The sequence below is a fragment of the Flavobacterium luteum genome, assembly GCF_008806775.1.
Lineage (GTDB): Bacteria > Bacteroidota > Bacteroidia > Flavobacteriales > Flavobacteriaceae > Flavobacterium > Flavobacterium luteum.
This window is the reverse complement of record NZ_WAEM01000001.1, coordinates 731,908-749,453: the sequence shown is the minus strand read 5'-3', so window position 1 is coordinate 749,453 and position 17,546 is coordinate 731,908. Positions and strand designations below refer to the sequence as shown.

General features: G+C 31.5%; 25 protein-coding genes. 6 read left to right on the top strand and 19 right to left on the bottom strand.

The window, feature by feature from the left end:
- Positions 1–2 precede the first annotated feature (2 nt).
- From F6464_RS03385 to F6464_RS03375, 3 genes are all read right to left on the bottom strand, one after another.
- On the bottom strand, positions 3–530 hold the full coding sequence (locus F6464_RS03385) for a KdsC family phosphatase (RefSeq protein WP_151106330.1): 528 nt from the start codon (positions 528–530) through the stop codon (positions 3–5).
- Positions 514–1,275, bottom strand: coding sequence for a Rossmann-like and DUF2520 domain-containing protein (locus F6464_RS03380; protein ID WP_151106329.1), 762 nt, complete (start codon positions 1,273–1,275; stop codon positions 514–516). The genes F6464_RS03385 and F6464_RS03380 overlap by 17 nt, the downstream gene beginning before the upstream one ends.
- A gap of 169 nt (positions 1,276–1,444) precedes the next feature.
- Positions 1,445–1,777: a response regulator transcription factor gene (locus F6464_RS03375; protein WP_191963317.1), complete on the bottom strand. Its 333-nt coding sequence runs from the start codon at positions 1,775–1,777 to the stop codon at positions 1,445–1,447.
- Positions 1,778–2,000: 223 nt separating this feature from the next.
- Here F6464_RS03375 and F6464_RS03370 point away from each other — a divergent pair, with 223 nt between their 5' ends.
- The 3 genes from F6464_RS03370 (at position 2,001) to F6464_RS03360 (ending at position 4,381) form a co-directional block, all read left to right on the top strand.
- Positions 2,001–2,774: a hypothetical protein gene (locus F6464_RS03370; RefSeq protein WP_151106327.1), complete on the top strand. Its 774-nt coding sequence runs from the start codon at positions 2,001–2,003 to the stop codon at positions 2,772–2,774.
- A 150-nt stretch (positions 2,775–2,924) separates the two neighbouring features.
- Positions 2,925–3,353 carry a hypothetical protein gene (locus F6464_RS03365; RefSeq protein ID WP_151106326.1) on the top strand — a complete coding sequence of 143 codons (429 nt, stop codon included), beginning with the start codon at positions 2,925–2,927 and terminating at the stop codon, positions 3,351–3,353.
- A gap of 77 nt (positions 3,354–3,430) precedes the next feature.
- On the top strand, positions 3,431–4,381 hold the full coding sequence (locus tag F6464_RS03360) for a transporter (protein WP_151106325.1): 951 nt from the start codon (positions 3,431–3,433) through the stop codon (positions 4,379–4,381).
- Positions 4,382–4,670: 289 nt separating this feature from the next.
- Here F6464_RS03360 and F6464_RS03355 read toward each other — a convergent pair whose 3' ends face one another.
- From F6464_RS03355 to F6464_RS03280, 16 genes are all read right to left on the bottom strand, one after another.
- Positions 4,671–4,994, bottom strand: coding sequence for a hypothetical protein (locus F6464_RS03355; protein WP_151106324.1), 324 nt, complete (start codon positions 4,992–4,994; stop codon positions 4,671–4,673).
- Positions 4,995–5,123: 129 nt separating this feature from the next.
- On the bottom strand, positions 5,124–5,639 hold the full coding sequence (locus tag F6464_RS03350; RefSeq protein ID WP_151106323.1) for a hypothetical protein: 516 nt from the start codon (positions 5,637–5,639) through the stop codon (positions 5,124–5,126).
- Between the two features lie 30 nt (positions 5,640–5,669).
- Positions 5,670–5,942, bottom strand: coding sequence for a DUF4242 domain-containing protein (locus F6464_RS03345; RefSeq protein ID WP_151106322.1), 273 nt, complete (start codon positions 5,940–5,942; stop codon positions 5,670–5,672).
- Between the two features lie 315 nt (positions 5,943–6,257).
- The gene (locus F6464_RS03340; RefSeq protein ID WP_151106321.1) at positions 6,258–7,991 is read right to left on the bottom strand and encodes a tetratricopeptide repeat protein; all 1,734 of its coding nucleotides are present in this window, start codon (positions 7,989–7,991) and stop codon (positions 6,258–6,260) included.
- Between the two features lie 312 nt (positions 7,992–8,303).
- Positions 8,304–8,810 (bottom strand): hypothetical protein, encoded by a 507-nt coding sequence (locus tag F6464_RS03335; RefSeq protein ID WP_151106320.1) that lies wholly within the window; start codon positions 8,808–8,810, stop codon positions 8,304–8,306.
- A gap of 77 nt (positions 8,811–8,887) precedes the next feature.
- Positions 8,888–9,451 carry a Crp/Fnr family transcriptional regulator gene (locus tag F6464_RS03330; RefSeq protein ID WP_151106319.1) on the bottom strand — a complete coding sequence of 188 codons (564 nt, stop codon included), beginning with the start codon at positions 9,449–9,451 and terminating at the stop codon, positions 8,888–8,890.
- A 213-nt stretch (positions 9,452–9,664) separates the two neighbouring features.
- Complete coding sequence (locus tag F6464_RS03325) at positions 9,665–10,123, bottom strand: GNAT family N-acetyltransferase (protein WP_151106318.1); 459 nt, start codon at positions 10,121–10,123, stop codon at positions 9,665–9,667.
- A 218-nt stretch (positions 10,124–10,341) separates the two neighbouring features.
- The gene (locus F6464_RS14765; RefSeq protein ID WP_151106490.1) at positions 10,342–10,545 is read right to left on the bottom strand and encodes a type II toxin-antitoxin system RelE/ParE family toxin; all 204 of its coding nucleotides are present in this window, start codon (positions 10,543–10,545) and stop codon (positions 10,342–10,344) included.
- A 92-nt stretch (positions 10,546–10,637) separates the two neighbouring features.
- The gene (locus F6464_RS03315; protein WP_151106317.1) at positions 10,638–10,871 is read right to left on the bottom strand and encodes a hypothetical protein; all 234 of its coding nucleotides are present in this window, start codon (positions 10,869–10,871) and stop codon (positions 10,638–10,640) included.
- 188 nt (positions 10,872–11,059) lie between these two features.
- The gene (locus tag F6464_RS03310) at positions 11,060–11,419 is read right to left on the bottom strand and encodes a helix-turn-helix domain-containing protein (RefSeq protein WP_151106316.1); all 360 of its coding nucleotides are present in this window, start codon (positions 11,417–11,419) and stop codon (positions 11,060–11,062) included.
- 5 nt (positions 11,420–11,424) lie between these two features.
- Positions 11,425–11,718, bottom strand: coding sequence for a type II toxin-antitoxin system HigB family toxin (locus tag F6464_RS03305; RefSeq protein ID WP_151106315.1), 294 nt, complete (start codon positions 11,716–11,718; stop codon positions 11,425–11,427).
- Positions 11,719–11,929: 211 nt separating this feature from the next.
- Positions 11,930–12,355 (bottom strand): type II toxin-antitoxin system VapC family toxin, encoded by a 426-nt coding sequence (locus F6464_RS03300; RefSeq protein ID WP_151106314.1) that lies wholly within the window; start codon positions 12,353–12,355, stop codon positions 11,930–11,932.
- 3 nt (positions 12,356–12,358) lie between these two features.
- On the bottom strand, positions 12,359–12,607 hold the full coding sequence (locus F6464_RS03295) for a DUF6364 family protein (RefSeq protein WP_151106313.1): 249 nt from the start codon (positions 12,605–12,607) through the stop codon (positions 12,359–12,361).
- Positions 12,608–12,884: 277 nt separating this feature from the next.
- Complete coding sequence (locus tag F6464_RS03290) at positions 12,885–13,136, bottom strand: hypothetical protein (RefSeq protein WP_151106312.1); 252 nt, start codon at positions 13,134–13,136, stop codon at positions 12,885–12,887.
- A gap of 14 nt (positions 13,137–13,150) precedes the next feature.
- Positions 13,151–13,510, bottom strand: a complete 360-nt coding sequence (locus tag F6464_RS03285) for a hypothetical protein (RefSeq protein ID WP_151106311.1) — start codon at positions 13,508–13,510, stop codon at positions 13,151–13,153.
- A gap of 202 nt (positions 13,511–13,712) precedes the next feature.
- Complete coding sequence (locus tag F6464_RS03280) at positions 13,713–14,246, bottom strand: DUF6843 domain-containing protein (RefSeq protein ID WP_151106310.1); 534 nt, start codon at positions 14,244–14,246, stop codon at positions 13,713–13,715.
- 468 nt (positions 14,247–14,714) lie between these two features.
- On the opposite strand from F6464_RS03280, the gene F6464_RS03275 reads away from it, so the two are divergent.
- The 3 genes from F6464_RS03275 to F6464_RS03265 all read left to right on the top strand — a co-directional run bounded on the left by F6464_RS03275 (position 14,715) and on the right by F6464_RS03265 (position 17,536).
- Positions 14,715–15,926 carry a site-specific integrase gene (locus F6464_RS03275; protein WP_151106309.1) on the top strand — a complete coding sequence of 404 codons (1,212 nt, stop codon included), beginning with the start codon at positions 14,715–14,717 and terminating at the stop codon, positions 15,924–15,926.
- Between the two features lie 7 nt (positions 15,927–15,933).
- The gene (locus tag F6464_RS03270) at positions 15,934–17,124 is read left to right on the top strand and encodes a hypothetical protein (RefSeq protein ID WP_151106308.1); all 1,191 of its coding nucleotides are present in this window, start codon (positions 15,934–15,936) and stop codon (positions 17,122–17,124) included.
- Between the two features lie 133 nt (positions 17,125–17,257).
- Positions 17,258–17,536, top strand: coding sequence for a helix-turn-helix domain-containing protein (locus F6464_RS03265; protein WP_151106307.1), 279 nt, complete (start codon positions 17,258–17,260; stop codon positions 17,534–17,536).
- Positions 17,537–17,546: the final 10 nt, after the last annotated feature.

Genomic DNA, 17,546 nt, shown 5'->3' with positions numbered 1-17,546 from the left:
AATTAATCAAGTTTTCCATTATAATACATATGCCATTTCCCTTGTACTTTCATGACTTGTTCTATAACATCACGAACTGCACCTTTTCCTCCGAATTTATGAGAAATATATTTAGAAATTGTTTTAATTTCTGGACTTGAATCTTGAGGACAAGTAGGCAATCCTACTAATTGCATGACATGATAATCAGGAATATCGTCGCCCATATAAAGCACTTGTTCTGGCTTAATGTCATACAATTCGACATACTCATTAAAAGTAGCTACTTTATCGGGAGTACCAAGATGAATATCTGTAATGCCTAAATTTCTCAATCGAATACGAACCCCTTCATTACTACCACCCGAAATAATACACACATTATAACCTGTTTCGAGCGCCGCTTTCATAGCAAACCCATCTTTAATATTCATTTCTCGAAGCATTTCACCTGTTTGTGATACATGAACTGTCCCGTCAGTTAAAACACCATCCACATCAAAAATAAATGTGGTAATGTCGTTCATGATTTCTTTATAGCTTTTTGCCATGATTTATAATAGATTGGGTTAGTAGTTGGTATATTTCTTTATGATTTTCATTGGTTAAAAAATCTAAATGTGAATCAATGGTTTGCATGTCTCCTCTTTTTGCTGGTCCTGTTTGTGCTTCATCAGGGTTTAATGTAATAATTTTAGCAGCGGTTTCTTGAATTAACGGTTGTAAAATCTGGAATAAAAATAGATTATTATCGCTTATCTCTTTTCCTATTTCATATAAATGATTCACAAAGTTATTGACAAAAACTGCGGCAATATGTATGGCTTTTCTTTGTTCAGATGTTACTCTGTAAACCAAAGGGGTAACTGAAAAAGCAATGATTTCTAGTACTTTATACCTACTTTCAAGTTCCACTTCTATACAAACAGGAATTTTTGAAAAATCCAAATCTCTTGATTTAGAAAAAGTTTGAACAGGATAAAATGCACCACGAATGTTTTTAGGATCTAAACTTTCTATGGCAATGTTACCTGCAGTATGCAGCACTAATTTATTTGAAAAGGGGATTTTAGACGAAACCTCTACAACGGCATGGTCAGAAACGCATATAAAGTAAACGGAAGCTTCAAGGAGTTCATCAAAATTTGATACTATTTTTTCAGCATCTATTAGATGGGTAATACTTCCTTTATTTCTAGCAAATACTTGAATGACATCAATTATATCACTTTTTTGAAATGCTTTTAATAAATGTTGTGCTACGTTTCCGGAACCAATGATAACTGCTTTATACATTTCGCAAAAGTATTGAAAAAAGTTAAGCTTTTTTGAAATTAGCGTTTTTAGAGGAGAAGCAAATTAATTGAATTTGAATTTTTCTTTTTAGGATTATCTAAAGCCAAAAAAATAGAGTTTTAGCCAAGATATTTAGGAAAATGAATAGATACAACACTTATAAAAACTTTTATATCATTCCCGCCATTTTTGCCGTTTGAACCAAGGCTGTGGTATCTCTAACCCTTAACGTGTCAATCATTTTACCACGTTGATTGCCAACAGTATTAACGCTAACAAATAACTTTTCGGCTGTTTCTTTGGTGTCAAAATCTTCCGCTATTAATTTTAAAATCTTTTTTTCTCTCAAAGGGCCAAAAACGCCAAGTTTCACGTCAGCGACGTAAAGTTTTACGTCAAGCACGCCAAATTTGACGTCAGCGACGTCAAGTTTGACATCAGGAACGTCAAATTTGGCATCAAGCACGTCAAATTTGACGTCATACAACCCCAAATTTGACATCAACAACGTCAAGTTTGACGTCAAGAACGTCAAATTTGACATCACGGACGTCATGCATGACGTTTTTAAGAAAAATCACGCACAATACATACTTAACACGGCACAATTATATATATTTGTGAAGAGACAAAAGGAGAACAGTCAGACAAAGCATACTCTATGTGGGGTGATAGGTCTGATTTTATGAGACCTATAAACGAGTTATGCACAATCATAAAACCACATGAAAAAAACACTAATCATTTTGACGTTAGCGATAATAGCTATAAGTTGTAAAAATCCATCTATAACAGAGAATAATTACGAAAATCAAGTTCAAGGAAAGTTTGATGCTTTCTTAAAACTAAAAGTTAGTAAAGAATATGATGCTATTAACGACATACAGAAAAAAGAATTTTTCGAAAAGTATGATAATGAATTAAGTTCCTTAATTGACACAAATAAAGTTTTTGTGAATTGGCAAGCTCAAATTGAAGATATTAAAACAAATGATTACGGAAAGTCAACAGAGGTTTCTTGTAAATTATCATACAAACCTGAAGAATATAGAGAAGTTTCTTTTTATTGCTCTTACGTTGTTGAAAATTCTAAATTAAAAACAGACTCTTTATACAACAAAATAAAAAAGATTGGAGATTTCAGTACAGTCTATTTTGACGGCTTTATAGTTAAAAATCTTGATAATAAAGTCGTTTATGTCAATGATGATGAATCACTGAAATTAAGTTATCCAAATTTTAAATTTAATCTGTTAAACATCACCGAAAAGAAAAGGGAAAATACTTTATCTAAAAATTTAAATAATGCTGTAAATATAAATTTTAAAGTGTTTGAGCTTTTAAAACAAAAAGTCAATAAAACAATTACTGAAAAAGAATGGAAAAGAAAGACTGAAGATTTAGGGCTTGAAAAAATGGAAAAAAGTCTAAATCCTGAAGAAAAAAAGTATTCGAATCTCATTAAACAATATTTAGTAAGTGACTTTATGTATCATTAGAAATGACTGTGCATAATAGCAGTTTGTGATAATTGCGAGGCTAGGGATTATCCCGTGTTTTCTCTGAAAACTCAAAAAAGGAATTTTATATTTGTAATTATCAGTAATTAATCGTCGCCACTGATGCCAAGCGGCGAAACGCTATAGCCAATGGTAAAAAGACCCCCACAAAACACTAACTTTGCAGATAATTTGAAACAGTGGACTTCCATATTGCTTTTATTACTTCTGACTTGGCAGACAATGTTCAAGGCAGGATATATTATTTATTGGAAGGTAAACCAAGCCTACATTGCGGAGACTTTTTGCGAAAACAAGAATAAACCTCAAATACATTGTAACGGAAAATGCTACTTGAACAAGCAACTTAAAAAAGCAGACAACACAGAAAGTGATGATAAAGGCATTCCAAATGCTATTTTGAAATTGAAATCTATTGATTTATTTATGTTGCATAATCTTAGTTGGAGTTTTGGAAACTATTTGTTTTCATTAGACAAATCAACTCCAATTTATAACAGCTTAAATCTTTTGACTGGTTATTACAACTCACTTTTCAGACCACCTAAATTTATTTGACATATAAAAATCAATCAAATGCCTATCAGTTTTACTGTTAGCATAACTTCTTATGTTCAAAATAAATTTAAATAAAAATGACAAAAATAATTTTATTGTTTGTTGTTGCCATATTTGCAACAACTCAGGCTTATAGTCAATGTGCCTGTTGTGCTGGTTCAGGAACTGGCTCATCTAATGGAGACTATAATAATGGTATTCTAACCCTACAAAAAAAACAGTGGGTAGTAGAAACCTATGGCGATTATCGCACTGTAAAAGAAGGTGCTGGGCATCACGGAAATCACGAACCTGCCGACACAACAGAAGAAGAAACACCACTAAAAAGTATGTTTATTAGTTCTTTGGGACTTCGTTATGGTATTACTGACAAAATCACTGTTTCAGCCTTACTTCCTTATGTGTTTCTGCAAACAGACAACGGTAACGACAATGGAATTGGGGACTTAATTCTTTTAGGAACATTCAATATTTTTAGTAAGAATAATTTCAACGTGGCTTTACAGGCAGGTGTTGAGCTTCCGACAGGTATTCAAAAAGGTTCAAACTTTGACAATACTACTGTTGTAGTTGGTTCGGGTTCGTTGGATCAAATGGCGGGATTAGCTTTTTCTAAGCGTTGGGATAAATTGACATTACAAGGAAACGGACTATTCAAATACACCACAACTGGTTTTGAAGATAATTATTATGGAAGTATTTCTATTCAGAACCTATCACTATCGTATCGCATAAAAGGCGACAATAATTTTTGCAGTCCAGATATATCTATACAAACAGGTAAGCCTAACTTTGGGTGGAACGTGTTCGGTGGATACTATGGTGAGTGGTTAGACAAAATAACAGAAAAAGATGTAGTTGATGAAAATTCTGGTTACTACTTAGGTTTTGCGACACTGGGCACTAACATTTCATACAAAAAATGGAGTTTTCCTTTGACTGTTTCGCTACCAGTTATTCAACATATGAACGGAGAGCAAAATGACGCAGGATTTAGACTAAGACTTGGAATAATAAAATCGTTCTAAGACAAAAACCACTGGCTATAAAAGTGGTTTGGCAAAAGGCGGGGTTTCGTTCTTCCTAGAAACATTTGTAAAAGGTTCAACATTTGTGCTTCGCATGAACATTCGTACTAAAATCCCGCCCTTCGCCAAGCCACAAACAGTAGCGGTTATACTTTGAAAAAAGACGAAAACTGAAAGTAGCATTTAATAATGTTAACAAAAAAATCATGAAAAAACCCATAATAGTCTAAAAATTACTATAATTGGTTGTTTTTCATTTTTACAAAAATTTATATTTGGTGTAATGAAATTATTTGCCAGCAAATACTTTTTTGGCTTCCTTCCAATTCAACAAATCCATATTTTCAACTCGTTTAGATTGAATTTTAGAAGAAAAAGATTTAGATTGTTTCATGGCTTCTAAATGCGTTCCATTCCTATAGAAATCAGTAATATCATTTTCGTTTTCCCATAAAGTCATAGTATACCAAACTTTGAAATTCAAACTGCCAGTTACTTTGTGTTTTTTACACTTTGATTGTTGCAGCTCTTTAATGATTTGCCCATTAAATTTAAAAAAAGCAATAAGTTTTGAATATGAATTTAATTCGATTCTGGTAATTGATACTATCATTTGTTTTTATAAATTATCGAATTCTCCTTTATCGGGTAACCTAAATGTGGAGTTGCCCTAACCGCTGGCGAATTTATCAAAAAGCAACGAATAGTTTACTAAAAAACGAACCATAAAATTTAATAGGTGCTAGCGGCTGGCATTTTTGAGTTTTCTTATTCTGGCGTTGATTGACGGGATTTTTTCAGTTTCGACTTCAGTTAAAGTTAAATTAAAATCATTTTCTAATTCATTTTCTCGTTGCTTCATTTCAAAAAGTGCTTGAATGGAATTAACTCGCACTATTCGTGAATTTGTTTTATCCTTTGCCCAGTTCGTCAATGTATTCCATGACCTACCAAATTCCTCACTGCTTAAATGAAGGCGTGGAATTAATAACGCTAAATGCCATTTTAGTTCTTTGTCGATTGAAACATCACATAAATCTAAGATTTCTTTCTTATGATTTGTTAGATATTCTTGATTGTTGCTTGTGATTTTTTCTATCGCATCAGCAGCCCGCATTACTACATGTCTATCATTATGAAATAAACATTTAAAAAGTTCATCAAAATCATCTTGTGTTTGAATTTTTAAAATAACTGAATTGCTTTTCCCAATTGAGCGTAAATCGCCACCTGATAATATTTTGTCAAACGTTGTCATTTATCTATTCTGAAAGTTCATTTAATCAAATTATTCCGCAGTTGTCGGATCTATGATTATTGATACCTTACTAACTGAATTTGCGGGAAAACCTCCTTGCCTTGCATGTTCACGAACCATTTCTTCGTTCGGTGCATTGTAAATACAATAAATTTTGTCAGTTGTTACATAGCTATGCACCCACTGAATTTGTGTTCCCATTTTGTTCAACACTCCGCAAGAAGTCTCTGAAATTCCTTTCAGTTGTTCTAAAGTCAATTCCCCAGCTCCCGGAATTTCTCTTTCAATCACATACTTTGGCATAATTTTGAATATTAAATTTTAGTGCCTACTCTATTAAGTTTTCGGCTTCCCTCTTTTATCTTTCAGAGTTAATTTCTAGTAGTTAATTTTCGCACTAGAATTTTTTACCAAACTAAGTTATGAAAAACAGTCGAACAATTTGTTTAAAAACTAGTCCTAAGATTTGACATTTGTTTGTGGTAGTTTTTCTGATTCCGTGAACATACTGATGCCATAGCCTACACCATCAATTTGCCACTTTGATTGATAAATTATTGAAAGTGAACTAATATACCAGTTGAGTTTATAATTCATCCAATTATGGTAATATTCTTATTATAGTATTCTTGAGGAGGAAATTTTAATATCAGCATATTTCCAAGCCGTTTCAAAACGACTTTTTGTTTCATTATATTTATTTTTGTCTCCCAGTTTTTCATAAACATTCATTAGTCCCTTTAATGCCCAACCATTTTTTGGATAGTTCTTTAAATCCTCTTCATAAATTTTTATGGCGTCTTTATATTTTCCTGCATCAATTAATACAGCACCCAAATGATGACGCACTGAAAAAAACCAATCTGGAGGTTCATTATAGTTCAAAGCATCTTCTATTGCAACCGCTTCCTTTAAAAGAGCAATGGCTTTAGTATAATTTTTTTCCTTTGCATTTATTTCTCCTTCAAGTATTTTTGAAGCTATTGTACACAAATCAAACACACTATTCCCTTCCCAAATGGTTAAATCTTTAATTTTGGTGTCCAACATTATTTTTCTCATCGCATCAAGATGTTTTTTCGCATCGGCTACTTTATTTTGAGACAACATCGCCATTCCTTGAGCATAATGCCACACCACCATTGGATATTTCAAATCTTTTTCGGGTGCTTTTGATTGAAGAATATCTTTCCACAAACCAAGTTTTACCTCGACATACCACGGAATGGAATAATAATGTTGTAATGTAGACCAATCGGGATCTCGAAATAATTTTTTATGAGCGTGATTGGCAGTTTTAATAGCGCCATCTAGAGCTGCTTTGCTTTCACCAGCAATCGTGGCGCATGCTGCTATAAAATGATAATTATGAGGATAATAGCCAAGAGGATAAGCACCTTGCGCATGACAGGCTTCAAGATATAAACTATCAATTGCCACCGCTTTTTGATTCGTTACAACGCCATCGTGATAACGACCAATTCTGATGTAAGTATGAGCGGGCATGTGCACCAAATGTCCTGAACCAGGAACTAAAGTGCGCAGTAAATTGGCACTGGCTTCTGCATCCTCTGCGTGTTGTGACATTTCTGTGGCATGCACATAGAAATGATTGGCACCAGCATGTTTAGGTTCCCGTTGAATACATTTTTCGAGTACCGACATAATTTCCGGTGTCCAGGGTTGTGCAGTACCATCTTTATTCCAGAGATTCCAAGGGTGCATATCCATCAGTGACTCAGCAAACAGTGAACCTATAGTGGCGTCATTAGGATACTTTTTATAAACCTTTCTCATGGCAACAGCATAAGCAGCATCTAACACAGCACGAACCACAGTAGTATCGTTGGAATACCGTTGTGATAATGCTTCAATTAAATCCTTTTCTCTTTCAGTACTTGAACTGGTAAGCAGTTTTGCTTTTTGTACTGCATCGAAAGCACGTTCAAAATTATCTTTTTCCATGCCACCATTATAGTTAGGACCAAGCACGTAGGCAAAACCCCACCAACTCATTGCACATTGGGGGTCTTGACGTGTTGCTTCAAAAAACGAACGTGCTGCTTCGGCATGATTAAACCCAAAAGAAAGCATCAATCCTTGATTAAAATAGTGTTGGACTTCTTTATTTTTTGTGGTAATGGCAAAATGTAGGCCATCCAGTCCTTTAAAAATTGGCGCTTTCTTTCCCGAGGAATACCATAACGTATCGGTTGTTTCAGGAGTGCTACAGCTGTAGTTGGCAGTTACAAGTTTACTTTTAGGACCCTCATTGTTATTGTCTGCATGCCTTTTACAAAAACAAAACAGAATACAAAAACAAACAATATAAATATAAAAAAGTAGTTTCATGTTTTTTTTGTACTAAATTACAAAAATTATAGTTGGATTGAATTTATATAACTCATTTATTTGTAGACTTTTAAAATGTTCTTATATAAGATTAAAAATCTTAAGTTCATAATTTGTTGCATTATTTAATTTGCCCGTTTTTATGAGGTTAACGGTTATAGATGGCAAAAGGCAATACAGGGTTTGCTATTTTACTATTTCGAATTATGATGATTTTCCCAAATACAAAACCAACTTTAAATAAAGTCCAAAAACCCCAATTTCTTAAAACCGCTGTTACGCGTAAGCAATTTTACTATGTCACGCTTTATTTTAAAACAATTCTTTCAATTTAAACTTTGGTAAACCAAATGGCAAGGCAATAATTGCAATAAACCATAAAATAGGACCACCATAAGTACCCAAGTCTCCTTTAATATGTCCTGGTATTACTTGCAAAAACAAAAATGATAAATCGGCCAATCCTATTATGAATAAACCTATAAAATAGGCTAGCCAAGGTTTGCTGTTTTTCCATAACATTATTCCCAATAAAATGCCAAGAAATCCATAGCCTGCTACATCTAAACAAAAGTTTAGAATAAAGTTAGCGGTAACTTTTAGTGTCATCGGGTCAGTGGCAAATTGAAATTTATCAACTGGCATTTTGTCTCCACCAAGCAATGCACTCCATAAACCTCTGTTTGGGTCAGCTATAAATTGGCTTACACCAATATACCCTACGTAAATATGCAGTATTCCCCAAATTACATAAGCTATTGACCCAATTTTAACTGCTGTGTTAAGTCTGTTTTGACTTTCAATTTTGTTGTCATCCATTTTTTTAAATTTTTAAATTAATAATGATGCAAAATTGAAACAAAGAAATTGAATCTTTTTTTACCTATGTTAAAAAATCATTTTTTGGCTCTTATTCTACTTAATGTTACCTGTGAAATTCCAATATAACTTGCAATATCGCCCAAACTAATTCTTTGTAATAAATGTGGGTTATTTTTCGCAAAGCTTACATACAATTCAGTTGCATCATTATTAAACATTTCTTTTATTCTTTTTAAATTATACAATGCAGCATTTGAAAATATTTTACGTAAAAATGTTTCAAATGAATGGTCAATTTTAGATAATTCCTGCACATTATCATAATCAATATAAATCAGGTTTGTATCTTCTAAAGCTACAGTTAAAAAATCTGCTGGCATTTGATTTATAAAACTATCTAATACTGTAAAAATAGTATTCTCTGAAAAAAAACGCAGAACAAATAATCTGTCTTTGTGATGATAATATTGTTTCACAAGTCCTTTTTCAATGAAATATAATTGTTTACAGATTTGTCCCTCTTTGTTTATAAATTCTCCTTTCTTAAAGGATTTTGTTTTGAGCCTAGATAAAAAGTCTTTTTCAGCTTCTTTTGTAAGTTGATTGTATTTATTAATCTGTTCTAAAAATTCAGTCATTTATTCAGATTGTTATTGTTTATACACGAGGTCTGGTTTGCTTACGCCTAACAACGGCACGTTTCGCCGCTAGGCTAGGGCGCGGCGAAAGAACTGAGTTCTTTCGCTGAGGAAAGATATGAAAAAAGTTGAGAACGTCATGCTACTATAAAACAGCACTGATACAGCGGCTGTTATGGAAAGTTTTTAATATGGTTTTCTTGAAAAATTCACTTACCTTAATAAGCGCATTTCAACCATTGTTTTTTTAAATCCTGCTTTCAAATACGCATTCAAAGCTGGTATGTTCTCATCATAAACATTAAGTTTTATCTCTTTTATGTTTTTTGAGTCTGACCATTCTATTAATCTGTCTAATATCATTTTATTCAAACCTTTATTTCGATGCGTTTCTTTAACGTACATAAACCTAAACGAACTGTATTTGTCGAATTTATTAAAAGCTTCCGCTTCTAATATTTGAACAAATCCTGAAGCGACAATTTCTCCATTTGCTTCCACAACCAATACTCGTGCACTTTCATTTTCTATCATTTTGGCTAAATCATAATAATGAATTTCTCCATCTTTGAGAGTAACATCAAATGCTCTTTCTGTATTTACAATTCCTTGTTCAAATGTAAATAAAACCGGTAAATCGTTTAATGTAGCTGGTCTAAATCTATAACTCATTATTTCTCATATTTTAAATGCAAAAATACATTTGTTTTCTGGTGGTTTCTACTGTTTGCAGGGGCCAATTGTACACTAACGTTTTCGGGCTTGGCGAAGGTGGCGGCTACGGAACTGAGTTTTTTCTATTTTAGGAAAAACGAAAATAGGAAATTAAAATCACAATTCACCGAAAACCAGCGATTGCGTTTGTCAGCTGTTATGACCCGTTTGATTATTTACTTCTTTAGAAATTTTAATAACTTTTCTGGTTCTTGTCTATTATCCCAAAAACCAGTAACTATAATTTTTAAATTACTTTTTTGATAAAGAATACTGTAATGTCCGAGAGAAACTGCTCTTGTATTTTTAAAATCTGTCTTTTTGCCTAAATCAGGATTTTGTTTTAAAAGATTAGTTCTTTCTTTTATTTTTTCGTTCAGCTTTCTTGCGAAAGTTGTGCTTTAATTTCTTTCAATCCAATATTCAAAAATATAATTACGTTGTCTAATTGCAGTTTCGGTCCAATGTATTGTTAACTGAGCCATTTAGAATCTCTTTTGCTTAATTCAGATTCTGAAACCAATTTTCCTTCTTCTATATCTTTCTCACTCATAGATAACATTTCAATTTGTTCAGTTGAAAGAGAAATTATCTCTTCTGATTGAGTTGAGTCAAATATACTTTTAATAGCTTCCAATAATTGCTCATTTCGTGTAGCCAATATTCTGTCTATTAAACTGTTTTTTATATTTTCTAGTGCATTCATGATTTCTTTTTTGTAAAGGTCGAAATTTAGTTCGGGATTTCCAAATAGATCATAACGTTCCCGCACTACAAGCAGTTTGGGACTAAATTAAGCCCATTATTCGGATTTGCCAGATCTTTCAAATACAAACCAATTTTTCCATTAAGCCAAATCCCCAAATTGCTTGTAGCGTGTGTTAGCAGTCGTGATTATAGATAAGTTTGAATTAGAACATCAGTTGGAATATGTAGAACTTTGTGTAATTTTCTAATCATTTCAAGAGATAGTTTTCTTTTACGATTTAGAATTTCGCTTGCACGGCTTTTTAGACCTACAATGTTTGCTAAATCATTTTGGTTATAGCCCATCTGTTCCATTCTGAATTTAATCGCTTCTATTGGGTCTGGCAAACCAATAGGGAAGTGCTCAATTTCGTATTGGTCAATCAAAATCCCAAGTACTTCAAGTTCATCTCCTTCTGATGTGCCATTTTTTGCGTCAAAAATCATTTCAAGTCTTTCAAGTGCTTGATTATAATCTTTAACTGTTTTTATAGGTTTAATTTCCATAGCTATTAAATTTCGTTAGCGTTAATTTTGTCATACTCTGAATGTGTCCCAATAAAACGAATCCAAATCATTTGATAATCATAATTTATTTTGACTATCAATCTATAGTTGTTGCCTTTTATGTTGAAAACAACTCGATTATCATTCAAAATACTTGCGCTTGGATATTCTTGCTTTATCTCATTTGGATTTTTCCATTCAGCTTTACTTGCCTCTTGAAACCAAGCCTTTAATTGTTGTTCACAATCTGCATGGGATTCCCAAAAATCTCTCAATATTTTTTTTGCAATTACTCTCAAACGTTTCTATTTTTTTACAAAGATAATAAAAGTTCCCAAAACGGGAAATTATTTAGCGTTTTTTTTTTCGCAACGGCTCATGACTGCTAACGTTTCCTTGCTAGAGCTTGTGGCGGCTTATGGAAAGCTTTTTTTCCATAACCGACCAAGCGAAGTTATGAAAAGTAAACGAACAATTTGCCGCAAAACTAGCCATAAGTTTTAGCAAGTGTTAGTGGCTGGCACTTTTGATTTTCATATAATTGTCTGGTGTCATCACAGCCAATTTACTATTTTTAAAATCTTTTATGTTTCTAGTTATTATCAGATCAATTTCTTTATCTAACTCTGCTGAATAATTTTGTAATGCATCTTCAAAATCTTTAAAATCTGAGTTCAAAGCTTGCACTATAACATCTTTGTCCATTACTAAAATTTCAGTAATTGAAACTAACAATTTTAATTTTTCAACTACTTTTTCATGCTTAGCAGTTTGTCGAAGTAAGTAGTAAACATTGCTTATAATTACTGGCGTTACAAAGCCTTTTATTTCCTTTGATTCACATAGAGAAAAAATTTTCGAAGCGGTTTCCGCAAAAGGTTGTCTGTCAAAAAAGAAGTCAAGGATTACATCTGTATCGATTAATATTCGTGTCATTGATTATAAATATTTTTCAGACAAACGATTAGTTAATTCTTTTTTATAATCAAAGTTTTTTGGAGCAGTAAAAGAACCTTTTAAAGATTTTACAATAGGAGTTAATTCAATTTCATTTGAATCACTTTCGTTCGTAAGCGCCTTTAAATAATTCTCTATTAAGTTTGACAAACTACGCTCTTTATCTTTTGCATATTTTTTTGCTTTCTCAATAACTGTTTGCTCAATTGTCAATGTTAACTTCGTGTTCATGATATTTAAATTTAAATATTATGAAGCAAATATAAAGAAATAATTAGTTACGTGCAAATGTTTATCTAATAACACGTGTTATTTATTTTCGCGAGCCGCTTGCCACTAACGTTTCCTTGCTAGAGCTTGTGGCGGCTTATGGAAAGCTTTTTTTCCATAACCGCCCAAGCGAAGTTATGAAAAGTAAACGAACAATTTACCGAAATACTAGCCATAAGTTTTAGCAAGTGTTAGCGATTGTGCCAACTATTTGGAGTGTCTTTAATTGTAAAGTGCTTCACTCACTCTCAAATTCAATTTTCATTATTGCATCAATAAGTTTAAAACTAATTGAAATAATATCTCGGTCTTTGTTTGAAGGAACTCTCCAATAGTCAGTGTCTTTTGATATTTCGATTGCACCAAATCTTTTTGCCATCCGTTCATCTTCAAACATTATTGAATAGACCTTAACATTTGAAACTTCTGTAACAATTGCATTCGCAGTAAATGTTTCGTTATTGACTGAGTTTAGAATATTTAGTTTCACTTATAATCTTAATTTTACATTAATTTGGACTTAAAATTTATGTATTCTTCATGTGTAATTAAATTTTCATTTTTTAACTCTTCCAAATCTTTTAATGCCTTTATTTTTTCAGCAACTGTCATTTTTTTATCTGAGATTGATTTAATCCTATTTATTAACGCAGTTGCATTTAGTAAAATTTTATCTTTTGCTTCTGATATATCGTTCATATTTTCATCATGTCGATGAGGTCGGGAAACAATTTTTCCATGATATGAAATATTACTATTTGTACTTTTTGATAACCAATCTGTAAATAATCCCCACAAGTAAGCTAATATTACTAACATAAAAACACCAATAACTAATCTTCCAATAATTTCTACTATTCCCATTTTAACTATGTTTATTAATTTTAACTTCTCATTTTATCGTTAGTTATCGCTATAATTTCTGAGGCATAATCGCTAACGTTTTGCTGCTTTGAGATGGCTGGAAGTTCGTAACCTTTCAGTTTTCGGCTTAACGAAAACTTGATGCGAAACGGTAATTCCACTAAACTCCAGCTATATCAAAACAGCTGTTAACTGATGTTTTTTATTTATTTCGATATTTCCTTGTCGGAATGTCAATATAAAAATCTTGATATTCTCCATATTTGTTTTCACTTACGCTTCCTATAATCATTTGAACACTTAAAGTGTCTTTTTCTTCACAATATTCGCAAAATCGTTTTATTTCTTTCCTGTTTCCACTTTCGTCGACAAAGTAATATTTAGAACCAGAATAACTTATTGAGTTTCCTTTAATTTCAAACTTTGTGTTTAATATTCCATCTTTTGGAACTTTATAAATTCTCCACCATAAACCTTCAAATTCTTTTTCAACTCCATTTTTCTGATTATATTGAATTGTAATTTTACCTTTATAATTTTCAGGAATTAAGAATATGTCTTTCGATGCTGATGATATTTTTAAAACTACGATTCCGATTAATACTGGTAATAAAGCCCAAAATATTTGCCAAATTTTTCTAATATTAATTTTTACAAGAGAAAATAGAATTTGTATTATTCCTACCAAGCAAATTAAAATAAAAATATATGTTGGATACCATTCAAAAATAAACATACAAATGTTTATTAAGATTCCAAAGATCAATAGTGTTAATCCACAATAAAATAAAATTCTATTTTTCAATTCAATTTTCTTTGGTTTCTCCTCGGTTTTTCTAAAATATCAGTTAACGTTTTGCCGCTTGGCGAGGTTGCGAACTTCGTAACCGTTTATTTTCCGTTAAAGATAAAAATTCTTGCGAAATATGAACGTGAATTTACTACAAAATTCGCAATCTTGCCAAACGGCTGTTAGTGGAATTAATTTAACTACGCACTTTTTTTCTTCTAATTACCTATATTTATTGACTTTATAAAAATAAAACGGATATTTTAGCGCATAAAAAAGCACTAAAATGTTTGTTTTGTTGTACCCAATGTTGTACCTTCGTATCACGATGCACCCAAATGAACACCTTGATTTTAAAGGTTTTCGCTTTATTACATCGGTTTACAAATATAGTATAATTCAAATTCAATTAGTATGGCATCTATCAAATTAATTTTAAGAACAAACAAAATTGACCAATCAGGACATTCTCCGCTTTATATTAGGCTGATTAAAGACAGAAAAACAAAGTTTGTTGCCGTAGGTGTAAAACTAAAAGAAAGTGAATGGGACGACGAAAAACAGCGTGTAAAGAAAAACCATCCTAATAGTGCAAGAATGAACGCTTCAATTGCTCAAAAGGTTGCGGATGCAGAAGCACAGGTTGCCGACCTGGAGCGTAAAGTTAAAAGCGTTTCCGCAAATAAATTGAAAGAAGCAATCAAAGGAAAAGATATTCCTAACTTTTTTGAGTATTCATACAAAAGATGTGAGAATATTAAAGGAAGTGTTTCAATTAGTACATATCGAAATTACATTTTATATCTAAAGAAATTCGAAGATTGGGTTGGGACAAGAAATTTGCATTTTGATGAAATTACTGTTTCACTACTTAAAGATTTTTTAGGTTATATGGGAAATACATTGAAAAATGGAAACACAACACAACGTTATTCAATTATGATTTTGGCTATAATGTTCAAAGAAGCGATTAAAGACGACATTATTCCAGAGTATATGTATCCGTTCAGTAAATTGAGTTTAAAGAAAGACCCAACTAAAAGAATGTTTTTAAGTAAAGACCAACTTGAAGCATTAGCAAAATTGGAATTAAAAGATAAAGCTGAACTTGCAAGAGATTTATTTACTTTTGCAATTTATGCAGGTGGTTTAAGATTTAGTGATGTTGTTGAATTGCAATACAAACATTTTAACACGGAAGAGAACAGGATTAAAAAGACAATAAGAAAAACAAAAAAAGAACATCAGTTTAAAATAGGAAATACTGCTTTAGGAATATTAAACAAGTATTTAAATCCAAAAGCCAATAAAGAAGATTTTATTTTTCCTTTAGTTTTGGATAAAAAGAGATTTATTGAAGATGAAGAATTTAGACAAAATTTCATTGATAGCTCTAATCATTCAATAAATTTCCAACTAAATAAATTAGGTGATAAATTAGAATTACCATTTAGTTTGTCTTTCCATTTAAGTCGTCATTCATTTGCAACGACAGCTTTAAATAATGGGATGAGAATTGAACACGTAAGTAAGTTAATGGGACACAGTGACATTAGAACCACACAGATTTATGCAAAAATATTAAATGAAGAATTAGACAAAGCAGTTGACCAATACATTGATTGATAATTATATGATAACGACTAAAAGAGAAGAGATACGCTTTAAATCAGGGCGTTTAAAGGCCTTGTTATTTCCTTACACTTTATTAGTTACGGAAAGTAAATATGATTATTGCTATGTAAAGAAAATTGAAGCAGACAATCCAGATGCGAATTTTGAGAAGTTTAAAACCGAAATGGAAATTGAAAACTTTAATGGTATTCAATTAAAAATGCTTTTTGATATTTTCGATATTGCCTATGAAAGATATGTATTAGCAGACTGGACTGAATTTAGTTCACTATTAAAAAGAGCTTACAATAAAAATTTCGGCAGTCTTCCTGATGATTTACAATTTCTGAACGATGAAAACTACATCGACTTGATGAAAGAAAAAATTGAAGTAAAAAGGAAGAAAGCAATAGAAAACTACAAATTATCAAAAGAAATTTATTTATCCCAAATTGAAAGTCCTAAAATTGAAAATTCAATCATAGTTGAAGACTTTGAAGAAGATACTATCAATGATTTATTTGATGATATTAGAAATAGTGATTACGGAAAACTCAAATTACATAATATACTCAAGGAAAAAACTAATTTCGAACTAGATCCATTAAAATATTTTTTAAACGATTTAGAGCTTTATTTGTTTGTTGAGAAAGATGAATTTGAAAGTGGTATTTCAGCAGAAGAAATTCAAAAGCGAGTAGATGAATACAATGAAAAAGGGTTGCCAATTCCTTTTTACAAAAGAACACCAATTGAAGATTTGACCGAAAAACAAATTGAAAATCGCAAAAAGATAAATATTAGTTTAGAACCGTCAATTGACACTGAAGCTTTAATGTATCCTTTTGAATTTTATAGTTTATATGAGTTCAAAAGAATTATATTAAACGAAATAAAAAAACACGACAAAGTAGAGGAAAATAATACAGTTACTTCAACCAATCCAAAACTAAAAACCAATTTATCAGTTCCAGAATTGGCATTATTATTTAAGCTGCTAAAAGATTTAAAACCTAATATTTTTGATATTAAATCAGAAGCCGAATTGCACCGATTTATTTCAACAAACTTTGAAACAAAAAGAACAGGGGATAAAGACATTAGCACCCAAAAATTAAGAAGTCAGTTCAATCAACCCGAAAGTAAAGCAGCTGAGTTTTGGGAAGAAAAACTACGTTTAATGTTAGCTGATGTGAAAAAAATGAAATAATTTATTCCTTCACAAACCCAATAAAATCAATACTTAACGCAACGGTTATATAACCCATTGTAACTGTTTTTGTTTTATCATTTCGCTTAATGTTGCACCATAATTTATTCATTAACACTAAAAAGAATATAAAATGGAAGCAATTATTTTATCTAAAGAGCAGTACGATGATATGGTGATGCGTATCGAGGAAATCAAAAAAACAATCACTCAAAATTCAAAAGAACCTAAAGAGATTTTTGTAGACAATCAAGAGTTTTTAAAACTAATGAATATAAGCAAACGTACAGGGCAAACTTGGCGTGATGAAGGTATTATATCATTTTCTCAAATTGGTTCGAAAATCTATTATAAAATGGACGATATAACCAAGATGTTAAACAAAAACTACAAGCAAGCATATAAAAAGTAATTGAATTTAT